25 protein-coding genes are annotated in these 16,061 nt (G+C 65.8%); 12 read left to right on the top strand and 13 right to left on the bottom strand.

Annotated elements, in window-relative coordinates; all coding sequences use genetic code 11:
- Positions 1-38 precede the first annotated feature (38 nt).
- The 12 genes from JHY01_RS20550 to JHY01_RS20495 all read left to right on the top strand — a co-directional run bounded on the left by JHY01_RS20550 (position 39) and on the right by JHY01_RS20495 (position 6,503).
- The gene (locus JHY01_RS20550; RefSeq protein ID WP_205327563.1) at positions 39-869 is read left to right on the top strand and encodes a hypothetical protein; all 831 of its coding nucleotides are present in this window, start codon (positions 39-41) and stop codon (positions 867-869) included.
- Between the two features lie 116 nt (positions 870-985).
- A complete protein-coding gene (locus JHY01_RS20545; RefSeq protein WP_205327562.1) occupies positions 986-1,360 on the top strand; it encodes an H-type lectin domain-containing protein in 375 nt (124 codons plus the stop codon).
- 31 nt (positions 1,361-1,391) lie between these two features.
- The gene (locus JHY01_RS20540; RefSeq protein ID WP_205327561.1) at positions 1,392-1,865 is read left to right on the top strand and encodes a hypothetical protein; all 474 of its coding nucleotides are present in this window, start codon (positions 1,392-1,394) and stop codon (positions 1,863-1,865) included.
- Positions 1,866-1,890: 25 nt separating this feature from the next.
- On the top strand, positions 1,891-2,448 hold the full coding sequence (locus JHY01_RS20535) for a hypothetical protein (RefSeq protein WP_205327560.1): 558 nt from the start codon (positions 1,891-1,893) through the stop codon (positions 2,446-2,448).
- 42 nt (positions 2,449-2,490) lie between these two features.
- Positions 2,491-3,348, top strand: coding sequence for a peptidoglycan-binding protein (locus tag JHY01_RS20530; RefSeq protein ID WP_205327559.1), 858 nt, complete (start codon positions 2,491-2,493; stop codon positions 3,346-3,348).
- A gap of 10 nt (positions 3,349-3,358) precedes the next feature.
- On the top strand, positions 3,359-3,667 hold the full coding sequence (locus JHY01_RS20525; RefSeq protein WP_205327558.1) for a hypothetical protein: 309 nt from the start codon (positions 3,359-3,361) through the stop codon (positions 3,665-3,667).
- A gap of 338 nt (positions 3,668-4,005) precedes the next feature.
- A complete protein-coding gene (locus tag JHY01_RS20520) occupies positions 4,006-4,293 on the top strand; it encodes a hypothetical protein (protein ID WP_205327557.1) in 288 nt (95 codons plus the stop codon).
- Positions 4,290-4,592, top strand: a complete 303-nt coding sequence (locus tag JHY01_RS20515) for a hypothetical protein (protein WP_205327556.1) — start codon at positions 4,290-4,292, stop codon at positions 4,590-4,592. Before JHY01_RS20520 ends, JHY01_RS20515 begins: the two co-directional genes overlap by 4 nt.
- Positions 4,592-4,825 (top strand): hypothetical protein, encoded by a 234-nt coding sequence (locus tag JHY01_RS20510; protein WP_205327555.1) that lies wholly within the window; start codon positions 4,592-4,594, stop codon positions 4,823-4,825. Before JHY01_RS20515 ends, JHY01_RS20510 begins: the two co-directional genes overlap by 1 nt.
- Positions 4,826-4,828: 3 nt before the next feature.
- Positions 4,829-5,158, top strand: coding sequence for a hypothetical protein (locus tag JHY01_RS20505; RefSeq protein ID WP_205327554.1), 330 nt, complete (start codon positions 4,829-4,831; stop codon positions 5,156-5,158).
- A gap of 131 nt (positions 5,159-5,289) precedes the next feature.
- The gene (locus JHY01_RS20500; protein WP_205327552.1) at positions 5,290-5,790 is read left to right on the top strand and encodes a hypothetical protein; all 501 of its coding nucleotides are present in this window, start codon (positions 5,290-5,292) and stop codon (positions 5,788-5,790) included.
- Positions 5,791-5,894: 104 nt separating this feature from the next.
- The gene (locus tag JHY01_RS20495) at positions 5,895-6,503 is read left to right on the top strand and encodes a hypothetical protein (protein WP_205327551.1); all 609 of its coding nucleotides are present in this window, start codon (positions 5,895-5,897) and stop codon (positions 6,501-6,503) included.
- A gap of 73 nt (positions 6,504-6,576) precedes the next feature.
- Here the strand turns inward: JHY01_RS20495 and JHY01_RS20490 are convergent, their stop codons facing one another.
- From JHY01_RS20490 to JHY01_RS20430, 13 genes are all read right to left on the bottom strand, one after another.
- Entirely contained in the window at positions 6,577-6,897 is a 321-nt protein-coding gene (locus JHY01_RS20490; RefSeq protein WP_205327550.1) for a hypothetical protein, read from the bottom strand.
- 268 nt (positions 6,898-7,165) lie between these two features.
- Complete coding sequence (locus JHY01_RS20485; protein WP_205327549.1) at positions 7,166-7,693, bottom strand: hypothetical protein; 528 nt, start codon at positions 7,691-7,693, stop codon at positions 7,166-7,168.
- Between the two features lie 24 nt (positions 7,694-7,717).
- Positions 7,718-8,071: a hypothetical protein gene (locus JHY01_RS20480; RefSeq protein ID WP_205327548.1), complete on the bottom strand. Its 354-nt coding sequence runs from the start codon at positions 8,069-8,071 to the stop codon at positions 7,718-7,720.
- Between the two features lie 97 nt (positions 8,072-8,168).
- Entirely contained in the window at positions 8,169-8,783 is a 615-nt protein-coding gene (locus JHY01_RS20475; RefSeq protein WP_205327547.1) for a hypothetical protein, read from the bottom strand.
- A gap of 107 nt (positions 8,784-8,890) precedes the next feature.
- Positions 8,891-9,115 carry a hypothetical protein gene (locus JHY01_RS20470; RefSeq protein ID WP_205327546.1) on the bottom strand — a complete coding sequence of 75 codons (225 nt, stop codon included), beginning with the start codon at positions 9,113-9,115 and terminating at the stop codon, positions 8,891-8,893.
- Between the two features lie 43 nt (positions 9,116-9,158).
- The gene (locus tag JHY01_RS20465) at positions 9,159-9,776 is read right to left on the bottom strand and encodes an NUDIX domain-containing protein (protein WP_205327545.1); all 618 of its coding nucleotides are present in this window, start codon (positions 9,774-9,776) and stop codon (positions 9,159-9,161) included.
- Positions 9,777-9,876: 100 nt separating this feature from the next.
- Positions 9,877-10,332, bottom strand: coding sequence for a hypothetical protein (locus JHY01_RS20460; RefSeq protein ID WP_205327544.1), 456 nt, complete (start codon positions 10,330-10,332; stop codon positions 9,877-9,879).
- 74 nt (positions 10,333-10,406) lie between these two features.
- Positions 10,407-10,625, bottom strand: coding sequence for a hypothetical protein (locus tag JHY01_RS20455; RefSeq protein ID WP_205327543.1), 219 nt, complete (start codon positions 10,623-10,625; stop codon positions 10,407-10,409).
- Positions 10,626-10,671: 46 nt separating this feature from the next.
- On the bottom strand, positions 10,672-10,824 hold the full coding sequence (locus JHY01_RS20450) for a hypothetical protein (RefSeq protein ID WP_205327542.1): 153 nt from the start codon (positions 10,822-10,824) through the stop codon (positions 10,672-10,674).
- Positions 10,814-11,260, bottom strand: coding sequence for a hypothetical protein (locus JHY01_RS20445; RefSeq protein ID WP_205327541.1), 447 nt, complete (start codon positions 11,258-11,260; stop codon positions 10,814-10,816). Before JHY01_RS20445 ends, JHY01_RS20450 begins: the two co-directional genes overlap by 11 nt.
- 55 nt (positions 11,261-11,315) lie before the next feature.
- Positions 11,316-13,526 (bottom strand): hypothetical protein, encoded by a 2,211-nt coding sequence (locus JHY01_RS20440; RefSeq protein ID WP_205327540.1) that lies wholly within the window; start codon positions 13,524-13,526, stop codon positions 11,316-11,318.
- Between the two features lie 87 nt (positions 13,527-13,613).
- Positions 13,614-15,446 carry a hypothetical protein gene (locus tag JHY01_RS20435; RefSeq protein ID WP_205327539.1) on the bottom strand — a complete coding sequence of 611 codons (1,833 nt, stop codon included), beginning with the start codon at positions 15,444-15,446 and terminating at the stop codon, positions 13,614-13,616.
- A gap of 32 nt (positions 15,447-15,478) precedes the next feature.
- Positions 15,479-16,036, bottom strand: a complete 558-nt coding sequence (locus JHY01_RS20430; RefSeq protein ID WP_205327538.1) for a hypothetical protein — start codon at positions 16,034-16,036, stop codon at positions 15,479-15,481.
- Positions 16,037-16,061: the final 25 nt, after the last annotated feature.

Raw genomic sequence — 16,061 nt, 5'->3', positions numbered from 1 at the left:
GGCTCACTCACAACTGCATACGAATGGGACTGCACCAGATGACTGACGCCGCAAGCGACCTCGCTGGCCTCATCGCCCCGCACTGGTCCGCTGAAGCCGGGCCCCGCCCCGGCATTGCCGCTTCGGCGGGCCTTGAACTCGGGCAGGGCACCGTCGAAACGTGGGATCCGCTCACGCCCGGCGGGACCGTCGTCCGCTACCGGGGCGTGGAACTAATCGACCCGCCCGTGTTCTCGTCAACGGACATGCTCGTCATCCGCCCCGGGGACCAAGTCGCCATCATGTCGTCCACGCCCGGCGGCGGCTCCGGTGCCTATTTTGTACTCGGACGGATCACAATCCCGGGCACGGCCGCTGTCGCACAGTCGCTCGACTTTCTCGAATCGGACCTGGCGAAGGCACTGTCGGCGCGGATCTTCGCCGAGCGGATCCGCACGGCCGTCGCCGAAGATGTCGCCACGCGAAATTCGACCACGTACGGCGACCCCACGTCCGGGAGCGCCGGGCCCGCCGTCACCGAAGTGGAGATTTCCGAATCGGGGAAAGCCGTCGTGTTCATGTGCGGCCTGATGCAGGCCGCCACCGGTTCGAGCTTCAACACGACACAGACCGGGCACATGAGCGTCGAAGTCACCGGCGCTACGTCGATCGCCGCTTCCGATCCGAACTCGGCGTACCTCAACGCCACGTCCGTCGACGCGACCGCGCAGCAAGCGAGCCAGAACGTCGTGACCGCAACCGTGACCCGGGCTGTCCTGTTCGACTCGCTCAACCCTGGCTTGCACACGTTCACGGCGAAGTACCGCCGCGGGCCCGCTCAGGACATCGTGTACATCTACAACCGGAGTCTGGTGGTGTTCGCGCTCTAATGCGGTACACGAGGAACCGCGGCTACCCGGTCGAACAGCGAGACGCTGACGAAGCCGGGTCGTCCCTCCACGGCGGCGCGAACGGTACAGCGCCGATCCTCCCTGAAGCGGTCGACATGGACGTGCAACGCCTTGCCGACCGGACCAGCGAGCACGACTCCCGCTTCGACAGCCACACCAGCAGACTCACTGCTTTGGAAGCATTCCAGGGGACACTGCCGAACCTGGCGTTGCAGACCGGGAAACTCGCCGTGTCGTTCAGCAACGTGTCCACATACACGCGCGTGATCACGTTCCCGCGAGCGTTCACGATCGCCCCGAACGTATTCTGCAGTCTCGAATCCGGGGCAGGCACCACGGCCCGGTGGGGTGTCCGCCCGTTCAACATCACCACAACCGGGTTCACGCTGTTCTGCTACCCGAACGATGCCGGAAGCGCGCAAACCTGGTCCAACATTCCCGTGTCGTGGCTGGCCATCACCCTCGGATGACCGCCCTGACTACGTTCCGTCAAGGACTCTCATGCGTCTGACTCGCCACCGCCAGTACCCCATTGAGGAACGCCACGTTGACGAAGCGGGAGCGTCACTGCACGGCGGCGCTGACGGCACCGCCAAACGCCTCCCTGAAGCGCTTGACACGGACGTCGCCGCCCTGTTCGCGCTCGCGACCGAACACGCGGGCCTGCTCTCGTCAATCACAGCGTTCATCGACCAGTTCCCGAACTTGAAAATCCAAACCGGCCGGTCGAGCCTGTCGTTCGCGACCACTGACGCGCACTCGCACCCCGTCACGTTCCAAGCCGCGTTCGCGAACGCGCCCATCGTCCTCCCGAACATCGACGCTGCCCCTGCCGCGTCGGCCCGCTGGGATGCCCGCGCGATCAACACGAGCACGACCGGGTTCACGTTCTTCGTCTACTCGAACGCGTCCGGTGCCGCAACCGCCTGGACCAACGTCGGCTTTTCCTGGCTCGCACTCTCCCTCACCGGCTGAACCCTTCTGACTCCCAAGGACGCACATGCGCTTGACTCGCCACCGCCAGTACCCCGTCGAGCAGCGTCTCGTAGACGAAGCCGGGTCCAGCCTCCACGGCGGCCAGACTGGGACCGCACCGGTCCTTCCCGACCTCGTCGACGCGGACATGCACTCGGTCTTCGACCGGCTCGGCGGTCACGACACCCGCTTGGCAGCGCATGACACCAGGCTCAACGCCCTTGAGTCGCGTATCGCTCAACAGCCGATTCAGGGGATCACCGCCGCTTCCGGCTGGGCCGTCAGCGAAGCGGCGTACTGGCGGTGGGGACCGATCGTGTCCATTGCGGTCTCCATGTCGCGCACCGGCGCGACACTGACTGCGGACTCGGCCGGAAACATCGCCGACACGGCCATATTCACCCTCCCGGCCGCGTTCCACCCGCCAGCGCAATGGTTCGGGTCGTTCACGGCGTCGCTGACCGGCGGCACGTACGTCATCTCAACGTCCGGGCTCGTCACGATGATGACCGCGCACACGAACTCGCAGATCACGAACGCGCACACCCTCCGCGTGTTCACGACCTACTTCACCGCCATGTAAGACACCACCCGCAACACCCACAACTGCATATGGAGACCCATCGTGACGTACGAGCCTTCGAAGCTGTCCGCGCTTCAGGACTACCTGCACGCGAAAACTGGCTTGCCATACGCCGCGCTCGGCGTCGTCGGCGACAAGAACCACCGCGGCGGCTACCACTGCGGCTGGGACCGGCGCCGCAAGGACGGCGACGGCGACCTCGCGGACTACTCGTGGCAGGACTCGTCCCGAGACTCGAGCCGCAAAACTGACGCGGCGTCGGCGATCGACATCGGTTCGTTCGACGAGCTCCGCAAGTTCTCCCTGTGGCTGGTTGAGCAGTGCCGCAACGGCACCGCGGACACGCAGGACATTCGCGAAGTCATTTACACGCCGGACGGCTACAAGGTCAAACGGTGGGACCGGCTGCACCAGTCGGACACGGGCGACTCGTCGCACCGGTACCACACGCACGTGTCGTTCCACCGGGACGCTGAACAGCGCGACAAGCTCGCGGTGTTCCGCCGGTACTTCGAAGGCGGGAAGGCCCCCGCGAAGCCGTCGCCGCCGACCGGGTCGAAGCCCGCTCCCGGCCCGAAGGTCAAATTCCCGCTGCCTTCGAGCGCTTACTACTTCGGTCCGAAGTCCGGCGGGAAACACTCCGTGTCCGGCCACTACGGCCGACAGTTCAACGGCAAGGACGACACCGAGTGGCTGCAGGTGTGGGCCGGTCAGCTTGCCAAGCGCGGCTGGTCTGTCGGCAAAGGCCGCACCTACCTCGGCCGGTACGGGAACGACGGCAAGTACGGGCCCGAGTACGAACGGCTGATCAAGGCGTTCCAGGCCGATCAGGGCCTGCGCCAGGACGGCTTCATCGGGCCGGTGACGTGGCGTGCCGCGTTCGAAAACCCGGTCACGTAAGGACGAGCCTGTGCGCGACCTTGCCTTGACCATATCCGCGATCCTTGCCGCTGCTACCGCGATCGGCCTCGCCGTCCGCTGGGCCCGCAAGCGGCTCAAGGGCTTCGAGACGTTCTTGGAGGACTGGAACGGGCAGGGAGGCCGACCCGGCGTGCCTGCCCGTCTTGGTGTACTCGCCCGCCTGGAACGACTCGACGCTCAAGTGCACCCCAACCACGGCTCCAGCCTCCGCGACGTCGCCGACCGGATCGAACATCAGCTCACTGACCACATCAATGACCCTGCCGCACATCAGCAGTCCGGCCCAGGCGCGACCTAACGCCTGCTTCCGCTTGGGCCAGATTTCCACGTAAGGCCGATAGCCCGCCGCTACCAGGCGGGGCTCCGCTGCAGCCATGACAGATCGAGCGGCCGTTGTCGCCTCCGCCTCGCTTGCGTACAGCCCCGCCTGCAGCGGTCCCGATATCGGATGCGCGACGTGCCGCATGAACCAGCGGCCGTCGTCGAGCGCCCCGACAGTCACTTCCGACGCGCCCAGCCGACCGAAGTACCCCAGAGGCCGTGACCTCCAGTGGAGCTCACTACCGGGTACGGCATGGTCGCGAATGGCCGCGAGTACTACCTCCAACACACGTTCGAAAATACTGGAGACAGTTCATGCCCCATCCAGCTCTCGGCCGCATCGTGCACTACCGCGGCCGTGAAGGCCTCAAGACGGTCCGCGCCGCCGTCATCACCGCGACCATCGACACACTCGACCCCCGCGGTGTTGCTGCGGGCACCGTCGACGGGCTCGACTCCCCGCAGCATGTTCACCTTCACGTGTTCACGCCCGGCCACACCGGCTTCCCCGAGCAGAACGTCCCGTACAGTCCCGGCCGCGGCGGCACCCCCGAACCGGGCTGCTGGGCGTGGCCGGACTTCACGCGAGGCCCAGCCCTGTGACCCACCGTTCCACCGACCCGCCCCCGCAACTGGGCAACATCGTTCACTACCGCGAACCAGGCGGCAGGGAACTCGTCCGCGCGGCGATCGTCACCGCAACTGCGGACACCGCCGACCCGGCCGGCGCGCCACGCGGCGCCGTTCCCGCGTTGTCCGGCAGGGAGCACGTACACCTGCGGGTCCTCACACCGGAAGGGGACGACTACGTCGTTCTCGATGTCGCCCACCGGGACTTCCACCTCGGCCCGACGCCCGGCTGCTGGGGCTGGCCCGAACGCACCAGGCGAAGGCACCGCTGATGCGCCGCACGATCTGGACCGCGGTCTTCCTCGGCCTCACCGCGATCGTTCTCGGGCTTGAAATCTGGGCGTCCGCCGACTCCAACCCCGACACGGTCCCGTGGACCGACTACATCACCGCGCACCTGCCCGGCGAGGTCACAGCGGCTGCGATCGGTGCCCTGTCGGCCTGGCTTGCCGTCCACTTTTTCCGCCGCTACCGCCGCCCGAACCCACCACCTGACCAGGAGTAGTCCTTGCTGTCCAACGCCCTCATCGCCCTTATCCGCACCCACGTCCCTCTCGGCGTCGGTGTCGCCCTCACATGGGCCGCAACTGAATACGGCATCGTCCTTGACGAGCACACGTCCACGTCCCTCGCCATCGGCGTTACCGGTGCCGTGGCCGCCGTCTACTACACGGCCGCCCTCGCTCTCGAAGCGAAGTGGCCGGTCCTCGGTGTCCTCCTCGGCGCGACTGGTGCACCTGCGTACGGCGACCAGGCGCTCACCGCGTCCAAGCCCGTCTACGACGAGCACGGCCGCGTCGTTGAGGTGCAGACCGTCACCCGGTGGCCCCGCCCGTAACTGGAACGTCCCTGCCGCGCCGCGCTTCATGCGCGGCGCGGCCTTTCTGTACATCCTGGACGGCCAACAGTCCTCACACCAACGGGTGAACGTCCATGAGCGACAGAATGGGCGCATGCCAGACTCCACTAATGAAAACGGACACCCGCACGGTAGCCCCCGACAGTCTGGAACGGCAGGCCGACCTCACGACGATTCGAGCCTTCCCCTGGACGAAAGTCGGCACGATCACTGCGATCGTCGGTACCACCTGGCCGATGCTGCGGGACCTCTGGCCGGCAATCGCCGGTTTCCTCGACGCTGCCGCTCGCGCGTACGGCTGGTATTGCGACCTTGTCCGCGAGTGGGTCCTTGAACTGTCGGTGGGCACGTCCTTGATGCTGATCGGCGTCGTCGCGGCACTGTACGCCGTCGCCATGTTCGTGAACAGCGGCAACGACATTCACTTTCGGGAAACGCTCATGTACGGCGCTGCGCTCGTGACCGTCGCACTGGTCGTATTGACCGGATCGTGGCCGCCGTCCGCTGCGGCCGCGATCATCTGTTGCTGGCTGGCACCCTTCGCACTGTACACACGTCGTCGCTTTACCGCTCCGCACCAGTCTGCCAACGATCGTCAGTCGCGACCCTGACCGAGTGCTCATTCCCTCGCATTTGTGCGGGGACACCTGTTCGCGCGGAAGCGCAAGCCTCATTGAGGGTTGACAGGTGGTGGGCGGCAGCTTTAGCTGGGGCCATGACCGACGCATCGTTCACTGTCCTCCAGGACGCCACCACGGCGCTTGAACGCGACTGGCCCAACGCCGAGTCTCTCCCCGCGCTGTCCACCTACATGAAGTCAGATGTCCGGTGGGACCGCTCGACGGGAACGCTCATCATCCTCAACGACATGTCCAACGAACGGAACCAGGCACCTGACCGGGACCCGGACATCTATCTGACTGCGCTGCCCGGCAAAGAATGGATGACCGAATCAGACTTCACTGACCTGCTGCCTGACCGAGCTGAACAGTGGGGCACGGACCCCGAAGAGATCGCGACCCTGCGTGCAGCCCTCAGCGAACTCGCTGACGTCCATGCGGCTTCCCTGCATACGACTATCGGCGACACGAACTCGAAGCGCGCCGTCGCGTTCGACCTGTGCCGGCGCGAGTACGACTTGCGGGCGCAGCTGGCCGTAACGCGGATGCTGCGGTCCCAAGTGCTGCGAGAGATGGTCGCCGAAGGTCCGGTGCGAGCCGACGTGGATGTCGTCGAGCTGGTCCGCCAGTACCCCGTTGAAAGCTTCGAAGAGCTGGCGACGCTGATCGGGGAACATCGTCGCCTCATGGGCGAGGTCAACTAACCCCAGGCACGTGAAAGCCGGTGGGCCACACGCGACATGCGTGTGGCCCACCGGCTTTCGTGCGTTCGGGGTCTTACTCGACAGGGGGTCGCAATGGCGTCAGCGGCTTCAGCGACCGCAACTCCCCCGGCTGGTGGTCGGCGACCGGAGGGTAGGGAATCTCGGCCGGGAGCGGCCCGGGTCGGGCGGCGAGTTCGTTCAACGCATCTCGGACGAGTTTGGCGGACCGCTTCCGGTGCTGGGGCAGCTTGTCACCGAGGACCTTCTTGAGCAGACTGCGGTTGCGCTGCTGGGACGCGAAGATGGTCTCGAGGCTGCTCAGCGCCGCCTTGAGTTGTCCTTCCGCTTGGGCGCACAACGCCTCTTCACGGTCGAACTCGAACTGTTCGGACATGGCGTCCAGCGTACCTGCTGGTGAGGCCCTTGGGAAGTCGTGTGCTGGCGGGCTGGTTCTGTGTGGCTGCTCCGGGCGCAGCCCGGATCGTGCTTATTCGGGGCGGCTGCGCCGGGCTGGCTGAGAGGAGGCGCTATGCCTCGCACTCGATATAACAACAATGTGTTGCATGGATCACGGTCGTTATTGGTACGTTCGGATGAAAAACACCACGTCAACCGTGTGCCTGGCGACTGCCGATTGTGGATCCCGGTCCGCACCGTTGGCCCTACGCCGCAACGACCGGGGCCCGCAGCTCCACGAAGTTCTGCGCTGCCAGCGCCCGCATGCCCTCGCTCGCCTCCGGCAGCGTCTCGGCCAGCGCCACCACGGCCATGCCCACTTTCGACCCCCAGAGCGCCAAGCGTTCCAGGCCGGGACCCGCATCCGGGTGCTCGAGGACTTTCGCGGTGTCTTCGACGATAAGCACCGAATTCCAGACGTGGATCTGTGAAGCCCAACGGTTCGGCCCGTCCGGGTCAGTGAAACGGTGCGTGAGTGCCGCGTTCATCTGCTCGATGTTGTCAGCTTCGTAGACGAAGTCGCTGTAGTCGTCGGCGCCGACGTTACCGCTCGGGTCGCCGAAGGCTACGGAGGCAAAGCCGCTCATGTGCGCCGCAATTTGGGAGGCCGCGGCGGTGCGGGTGGCCCTGTCCGGTCCGATGATGAGGCCGCCGAGGAGGCGGCCGGGGCTGCGGGTACGCCACGGTATGGCGCGCCCGTCAAGGTCGAGCGTGAGAGTGTCGGTCGTGTCCATGGGGTGAGGCTCCGTTTCGTGTGTTCAGTCGGTGGCGGCGTACATGAGGGCGGCGATGGTGATTAGGGCCGCTGCGGCGGCGTAGCAGCGGGCGTACCGGAGTTGCCGTTTGGCGCGCCACGCAGCAAGCTGCGCCTCCTGCAGGTTCGTTTTCGTTGCCCTGGATTCGGAAAGGACCATGTCGCGGCCGGTTACGGCACGGTCCCGGGCCTGCTCGCTCGTGTCGAGCCGCGTCCGAGTTTCAGCATGTGCGGTCTGCTCCGCACGGAGGTCAGCGTCGAGAGTCTGCAGCCGTACCAGCAAATCGGGTCTGCTCATCGCGTCGTACTCGGTGCCGCGGGGAAGGTCAGCGTCGGCGTCGGTGGCCCCGGAGGTCATGGAAGCGTCCTTTGGTTCGTCAACCTGATAGGGAGATCGGCCCGGCCGGGATGGCTCCGGCCGGGCCGGTGTTACTGCGTCTCGGTGCGGAGGCGTCTCAGGCGTGCTGGTTGACCGCTGCGGCTGGTGCGAACCCGGTCGTTTCCCTCGTCGCGGCGCTGCGCCACGCGGCAGGCCAGTGGGCGAGGTCGACGGTGCGGAACCCGAACCCGAACGCGGCCTCGCGAAGTGCGATGACGCTGTCGACGTTGCTCATGCCGAGGTGGACGCCTTTCGTCTGCCCGTTCACGGTCTCGGCGGTGTAGTAGACGCCGATGCCGAGCTGCGGTCCGAGTTCGATCAGGCGAGCCAGGCGCCGTCCGGACGGGAAGTCGTCGACGAGGTGCGCGGTGTTGTCGACGGTAATGATCGAGGGCTGCCGGTGGCCGCCGGCGATCCGCTGGTCGAGGTCGACGGCTGCAGCCTCGAGCACGTCGTGTGCAGGCCCGGCGGCGGCGTCGAGCGGGTCGATGGCGCGCACGTCCATGCCGGCGTCGTGCGCGGCGAGGCGCAAGTAGGCGAGCATGCGGGTTTTCCCGGAGTAGGCCGGGCCGGTGATCGCCGTGTTGTGGACGCGTCCGTGAGTGTGGCGCAACGGCATCCACACTGGGTGGTCGTCGGTGAGGTTGACGGCGACCGCGTCGCCGTTGATGCGGAGGTTCGGGGAGGTCATTCGGGTTTCGCTTCCTGTTCGGCTGCTGGGTCGATTGGCTCGGTTGCAGCGGCCGCCTGAAGGGTGTGCGCCCTCAGGCAGCCGCGTGGAGCTGCCGCGCTGGCTGCTTACTGGTCCTGGGCGATCGGGATGGTCAGGCGGCCCGTGTCGGCCTGGTGGTCACCGAAGACGGCGCCGATGACGGTCGCGCCAGCGGCGATGTTCTCGGCGGACTGGGAAACGGCGACGTCAGTGTCGTCGTTCGCAGCGCCGACGTAGCCGACGACGGTGGAGGTCGCGTCGACGTTGGACACGTGCTGGGTGACGGTGATGTGGCGGCGGTTGGTAGTCATTGCGGTGTGCCTTTCGTTCGGTGTGTTCGGTGGGTGGTGTGGTCTATCGGAGGAGGTCGCGAAGGAGCCCGACGTGCGCGGGGAAGATCTGGCCGCCGCGCTGGGCTACGGCGGTCTCGAGGTCAGCGAACGTGTTCGCGTGCAGCCATGCGGCGTCGCGGGCGTCATCACCGGCGTGCAACTCGGGCAGGTCGTTCCGGTGCATGACGACGACGCTGGGGACGGTGGTCATCCACGCCCTCCGGCCGGCGCGCGGGTCGGGAACGTACCGGCCGGGCCGCGCCTTGAACTGGAAGGCGTCGATCTGGAGGCCTGTTTCTTCCCAGAGTTCGCGCGCGGCAGCTTCCGCCGCGGTCTCGCCTGGGTCGATGCCGCCGCCGGGAAGTGCCCAACCGTGCCCGTCGTCTCGCTCAACCAGGCACAGGAACATGCGCATCTCGGTGTCGATCACGATCACGCACGCATCCGCATTCGCGGCTTCTCCCCAATGCCAGAGGTCCCCGCGGCCTTCGCGGGTAACGGTCTCGTCAGGGTTGACGGGCAGACCGTGCTCATCGATCTTGAAAAGGACGACGGCACGGGCTTGGCGGACGGGCCAGTTGATGTCGAGCGGGTGCGTGGGGTCCGGTCCGTCTTTCGGCGTGGTGTTGTAAAGGACCATCGAGTGCCTTTCGCGGTAGGGCTTGGCATCATCAGCGCTGGTGGATCCACCTCCCAGCGGACACGTCCCGCAAGCGATCGCGAGAGCGTGTTTCGCCAGGTCAGGTGAATAGCGAGGTCAGGGCGCGCAGGATGAGCGCGCCGAGTTCGGCAAGGCCCTGAAGGAAGAGCACGCCGATGGCGGTGATGATCGCGGTCAGGGCGATGTCCCACGCGCGCATGAACTTGATCTGGCTGATCAGGTCAGCGTTGTAGTGGCCGATCCGTTCGACGGCGCCGCGGTCGCGGATCCATGAGCGGACATCGCGGTGCTCGCGGTCGTCGCGATGCAGGGCCTCGGCGAGAAGGTCGATTTCGTCGCGGGTGGGTTCGCGGCCGTCGCCTACGAGCCGTTCGGCGTGGCGTTGGAGCGTGCTTCGGCGCTGCCAGTCGACGCCGTCGTACTGCGCCCAGTACATGGCGGCGGCGAGCGTGTCGGCCATCGCGTCGACGCGCGCCGCGGTATCCGTGTCGGTGTCGTTGGCTTCTGTGTCGATAATTCGACGTTCGGTGTCCATGCGAGGACCCCTTCTGGGTTGGGTGGAGACGGTCTGGAGCGGGGCCGGTCTGGGGACCGGCCCCGTTGTGAACGTCAGGGCGCGGTGCCGGTCTCCCACAGGTGGCCGACCTGGTGCTGCCATTGGGTGACGAGCTCGTCGTAGCGGTCGGCGGCAAGCGTCTTGAGGATCTGGTCGAAGAACCAGTCCTTGTGGTGGTCGCCGTCAGTGGCCGCGGCGTCGAGAACAAGTTCGATCGCTTGCGACACAGGGTCGCTGGCTGCTTCATCGGCGCTGGTGATGGGCGCGGTCATGGGCGTAGTTCCTTCCGTGGGTGGTTGGTGTCGGTGGTTCCGTTGCTCACCGCCGGGTCGTGGTGACCTTCGTCGGGTGGCCTGCGCGGGCTCGTTCGCGCCGGTAGGCGATCCGGTATCGCGTGTAGAAGATCCCGGTAACAATCGCCGCGGCGGTGACCGCTGAAACGACAATCGTGGCAAGCAGGTCAGCGGGCATTGGTGGACTCCTTGCTGGTGGTGTAGGCACTGGTGGGACTGTCGGTCCGCGAACGCACGGGCGGCTGGTTGGTGTCAGGCTCAGGCCACATGGCCTGCATCTGCGCGACGGCCTCGGTCAGGTTCGCCTTGGCTGCTGCAAGGTCAACTTCGGCTCGGCGGGCCGCTGGCGGCCACCACCGGTAGGTCCGCTCCTGCGCGTCGTGCTTCGCGTCGAGTGCTGCCGTTGCCACGGCCAGGAGCGCGTCAACAATGGACCGGTCGCGTTCGCGGAACTGGTTCAGGAACCGCTCGCGACGATCGGCGACGTCGGTACGGATCTGCGGGAGAGCCCGGATGAGTTCCGGGTGGGCACTGGGGTTCGCCTCCAGTTCTACGAGCAGGGCCCGGCTCTTCGTGTAGATGCGGATTTCAGTGCTGAAGTCGCCCTTGGGCATTGGTGTCTCCTGGAGGCTTGCGATCCGGTGGGTTCGGGTGGCGCTGGCGGGTGTGTCAGTAGCTGGCATCGGCGGCGTCCATCGCGGCGTCAACAGCGGTCGCTACGGCGTCGAAGGTCTCGCTGGTGTCGGACTCCGCTGCGAAACGGCGAGCCTGCGGGCCGTCCGCGCCCGGGTCGGCCTGCTCGCTCTTGCACCGGTCACAGTCAGCTTCGAACCCGCGCGCGTGGTAGTGGCCAAGTTCGACTTTGTGCACGAACCCGGGCTCGATGACGTTCCCAGGAATTTTCGGGTTGAGCAGCTGCTCTACTCGCGATTTCGAGACGGTGCCGCCACGCGTGGCAATGCGTCGCACGACCGCGGCGGGCGTTGCCGCACCGGACCGGATCGCGTACACGACTTCCCGTCCGGCTTCCGTCAGGCCAGCGAGCTGGTCGCCTTGCGCTGCGACAGGCGCGGTACCGCCCATGGCAATACCGAAGTCATGCCGTCCGTTCACGCTGGGGCCAGCGGCGTTCGCCTGCGGTGCAGCACCGGTCAGCAGGTCCAGTTCGTCAAAGTCGATCGCGCCTGCACCGGCCTGCTCGCACGCGGCAATGAACGCGTCGTCCGCGACCGCTTGTTCCGCGCGCACCTTGTTCCGGTTCGCAAAGTCAGGGCCGAGCGCGCCCGCGGATCCCAGGTCGAGCTCCGCGAACGAGCACTGCTGCCGCATTTTCTTCAACCAGTGGATGCCGGAGTTCTCGCCATACTCGTCGTCGTCACCAAGGTAGAACGCCCGGAACGGCGCAGCTCGAGTCAGCAGCTCGCCACGGTCGCCGCGGACTTCTTTCACATACCCGAAACCGGGAACCATCGGCAACGTGCTCGGGTCGAACTCGTTGTTGCCTGACAAGTGGCCCTGGACCTTCGACGGCGTCGCGAAGTAGATGACGTTCTTCGCCATGAGCTGGGTGCGTAGCGACTGGTCGCCGCCGAACGCGTCCAAGCCGACGTCCTGCGTCGCAATGAACAGGCCAGCGCCGATCTTGCGGATGGTCTTCGCGAGCTTCTTGAGGATCTTCTTCGCTTCGGGTTCTTCCGCGACTTCGTGGAACTCGTCGATCGCGATGATGATTGCCGGGAACTCGCGGGAGAGCTGGTAGCCCTTCTGCTTCCGCCGGCCGAACTTCGTCTGCCGGTACTGACGCAGCCTGGGGAGGTTCCGGAGGATCTTGATGCCGTCTTCAACGGACGGCGCCGACCACGTGGCCGCTTCGGCGAGCATCGGGGACGACATGCCGCCTTGCGGGTCGATGTACAGGAGGCTGAAGAAACCGGAGGCGAGGAGCGACAGGACGACCTGCTCCATGCACTGCGACTTTCCCGTACCCTGCGCGCCACAGAAAACGGCCCCGTACATGCCGTTGGGAACGATGACAGACAGGAGCGTAGCGGCGTCGTCGTCGATGTACGTCCCGGCGGAGACGGTCCCGGTCGCGGGGTCGAACATGCACCGGCCGGGCCAGCGGTTAACACGGCCGAGGTCGAGACCGGTGACGACGGTGACGAAGCCTTTGGAGGCGTCCTCGTCGTTCTTCTCCGTGATGACGTTCGGTTCGGGAACGTTAAGCGCGGACGCAATATGGGCTTGGGCTGCTAGCAGCGTCGAGTACGTCTGCTTGCCAGGGACGAAGTTCACGATGAACTTGTGCACGTAGCCGCGTTCGTCAGTGTCGAGGTGTTCCAGGCCAACGCCTTTAAGGGGTCCTTCGCCGGCAATGCGGGTGTTCCATTTGCCGATGATGATGTCGTCAACGGTCGGTTCAGGCGCAGGGGCCGGGGCAGCTTCATCCTCGGCCGGTTCAGGTTCAGGCTCGGGGGTGTTCGCGGCAACGTTGGCAATGTGGTGCTTCCGCCACCAGGGGATGCCGGTCAGGCCAGTGAGTACGCATCCAGCGAAAGCCCAAAACCAGGAGGGGACGAACAGGATCCACGCGAGGGCCCACACGGTTGCGACGACGGCAGCGATCATGGCGGCCAAACGGCCGTTCTTGGTCCACTTTCGGCGGGCAGCAAGAGAACGAATGATGAGCAGCGTCACGGCACCAGCGGCAGCGACCAGCCCGAGGGGAACGAGCAGTCCGGCTGCGGTCGAGATCCAGTAGAGCACGGTCGCAGCGACAACGATCCCCGCGTACGCCCAGACGGGCATGAAGTGCGGTTTGACGGTCTTCTCCGCGAACCGTCCGGCGGTGCGGGGCTGGTCGACTTTCGACTGTCCCATCGGATGCCCGACCTCCTTCCTTGATGAGTGCTCGAGATGGTGTTCGAAGCGGGCGGCCGGACCAGTGCCCGGCCGCCCGGGCTTGCGCTAGTCGAGCGCCTTGTCCTTCGCGAGGTTGTCAGTGCCGGCGGCCTGCCGGGCGTCCGCGACCCCGTCCTGCTTGCCGACCGCTTCGCTGAGGAGCGCAATCTGGGCGCGCATCGACGTGATGAAGTCGTTGACCTTGCCGACGGTGTCCTGGTTGAACTCCTGCACCGTCGTCGCACCCCCGGCAAAGTTGGAGAACACAACACCGATGCCCTTGACGGCGTTGACTACGTTCACGCCCTGCTCGGACGATTCAGCGGTCGCTGCCGCGTTCTCACTGAGTCGGGCGTTGCCGTTGCATGCACGGACTACGCCCTCGGCGTTGGCCGCAGCTCCTTCCAGGTAGTCACGGAACCGCTCGAGGCCTTCAAGGGCGGCCTCGACCGATTCGACGAACGCTCGTGCGTCTTCGCGGTTGTTGATTTCTCCGGTGGTCATCGTGGTGCCTTTCTGGTTGATAGGGATGGGCGCTTCAACAAAGGCCGCTTGCATGTCGGTGATACGGGCACGAGCTTCGGTGGACAGGCCGGATTCGGCCGGTTCGGGGTGCTGCGCGGACTGCACGGGAATGCCGGAGCCGCCCATCACGACCGTGGCGTTGTCGACATCGCGCGCCTGCACGCCGACGACGCTGCCCGGGTGGGCGTGGTTGTGGACGCCCGCATCGTTCGGCGCTTCGTCGGCCACGGTCGTGCCAGTGCCGGCGTGCTCCCCGGTGGCCGCAGCGGCGGCCTTGCGGCGGGCAAGGGAGGCATTGACCTCCCAGAACATTGCGTCGGTCTCGGCCTCCTTGACATCGTTATGCGCTTGAGCGGTTTCTTCCCACTGCGCATCGAGGTCAGAGTGCGGCTGGAGGGCCCAGTCGGCGAGCTCCTTGTCTTGATCGTTGAGGCCGTGTTTGAGGAGCACGGCAGCGTCTTCACCGTTGGGTTTCCGGTCGAGGTAGGCAAAGTTGCCGCGCTTGAAGTCGTCGACGCGGGCTCGTGCCTCCTGCAACCGGTCGAGACGTTCAGCTTCAGTAGGCTCCGCAGCTTTCTTCTCGCTGGTGTCAGCGGAGGTGGTCGCGGGCTTCGGGGAGGCCGACGCGGGCACGCTTGCCGGCGGCGCCGGGCGCGGTCCGTTTCCAGGCTCCGTGAACGGCGAAAACGACTGCTTCGCGCTGGGGCGTTCAGCACTGCTGGTCGATCCGAACGAGTTCGGGTCGATAGCGATCGCGTCAGGGTCACTCTTCGGAACACTGTCGAACGCGCCGTCGACCGCGTCCACGGTCGGACCAGGCTCGGACGGCACGGACGGATCGTCGGCAGGCGTGACCTTCTCGGCCGGTTCGACGTCGGGAAGCGGCGGCCGCGGCGTGGCGTTCTTGTCAGACCTGGCTGACTTGATCAGTTTCGCCGCGTCTTTCACGAGGCCGCGTAGGTGCCTGGGGACCGGCTGATTGATCGGCAGAGGCTCATTCGTGTCCGGGTCGATGCCCTCATTGATCTTGGCGACACGCATGCGGTGGATGGCTGCGGCTCGGGCGATCAACTCGTCATTCTTGAGCCGGGCCATCTGCAAGCTCTTCTGACGTGCGAGCGTCCGAGTGCCGTCCCAGGCGTCCTTTGCGGTCAGTCGGTGGCCATCAGCGCGTTCTGCTTCCTTCCGCGCTTTTGCAGCTTCGTGGTTCGCTGCGGTCCGCTGCCAGTAGTTGTCCCAGTAGCGGCCGATGCCGCGCGGTTCGGGGCGAGCGTTGCCGGTCATGATCGAGGCGCGCTCGTTCATCTTGTCAGCGGCGACTTTACCGATGGGAACCGCGATCAGGAGCACTACCGCGATGATGATGATGGGCATGGCTTACCTCCTTTCTTGAGTGCTTGGGATGTCTAGAAGGACCGGCCGCCGCCGGCGCCTGCACCGGCCATGGAGCGGTTACCGCCGCCGGAACGGTGTTTCTTGTTGAAGACCCAGGTTCCGATGAACACGACGGCGAACAGGGTCGTGGAAATGTTCGGGTTGACGACGGAAAGCATCGGGAAGAGCATGAAGCTGACGACCCACATGCCGAAGTGGTCGAACGCTCGCCCGCTTGGTTCGAGACCGCCGGGGACGATGATGTCGATCCACACCCAGATGAGGACAGCGAATACGGCTGCGCCGATCCCGAACCCGATCAGGTATTCGCCACCCCGTGCGAACCCGTCGAGGAGCCAACCACGGAGGGTTGCAAGCCAGTCGCCGACCTTGCCGGTGGTTCCGTAGAACAACGAGGCGATGGCGAGCATGACGTACTGGCATTTCGGGTGCGTGGTGGCTGAAAGTTGTGCGAACTTTCCGTCCATTCGGGCGGGGTGAACAATGCCGTCTTTGACGAACACGACGATGCAGATGAAACCGGCAAGGGCGAGGTATTCGCCTGGGATTCTGCTGAGTAGGGCTTCCATGTGGGGCTCCTTTCCAGGGCCGCGC

This window comes from Glycomyces sp. YM15 (assembly GCF_016918015.1).
GTDB lineage: Bacteria > Actinomycetota > Actinomycetes > Mycobacteriales > Micromonosporaceae > Glycomyces.
This window is presented reverse-complemented; position numbering and strand designations above follow the sequence as displayed.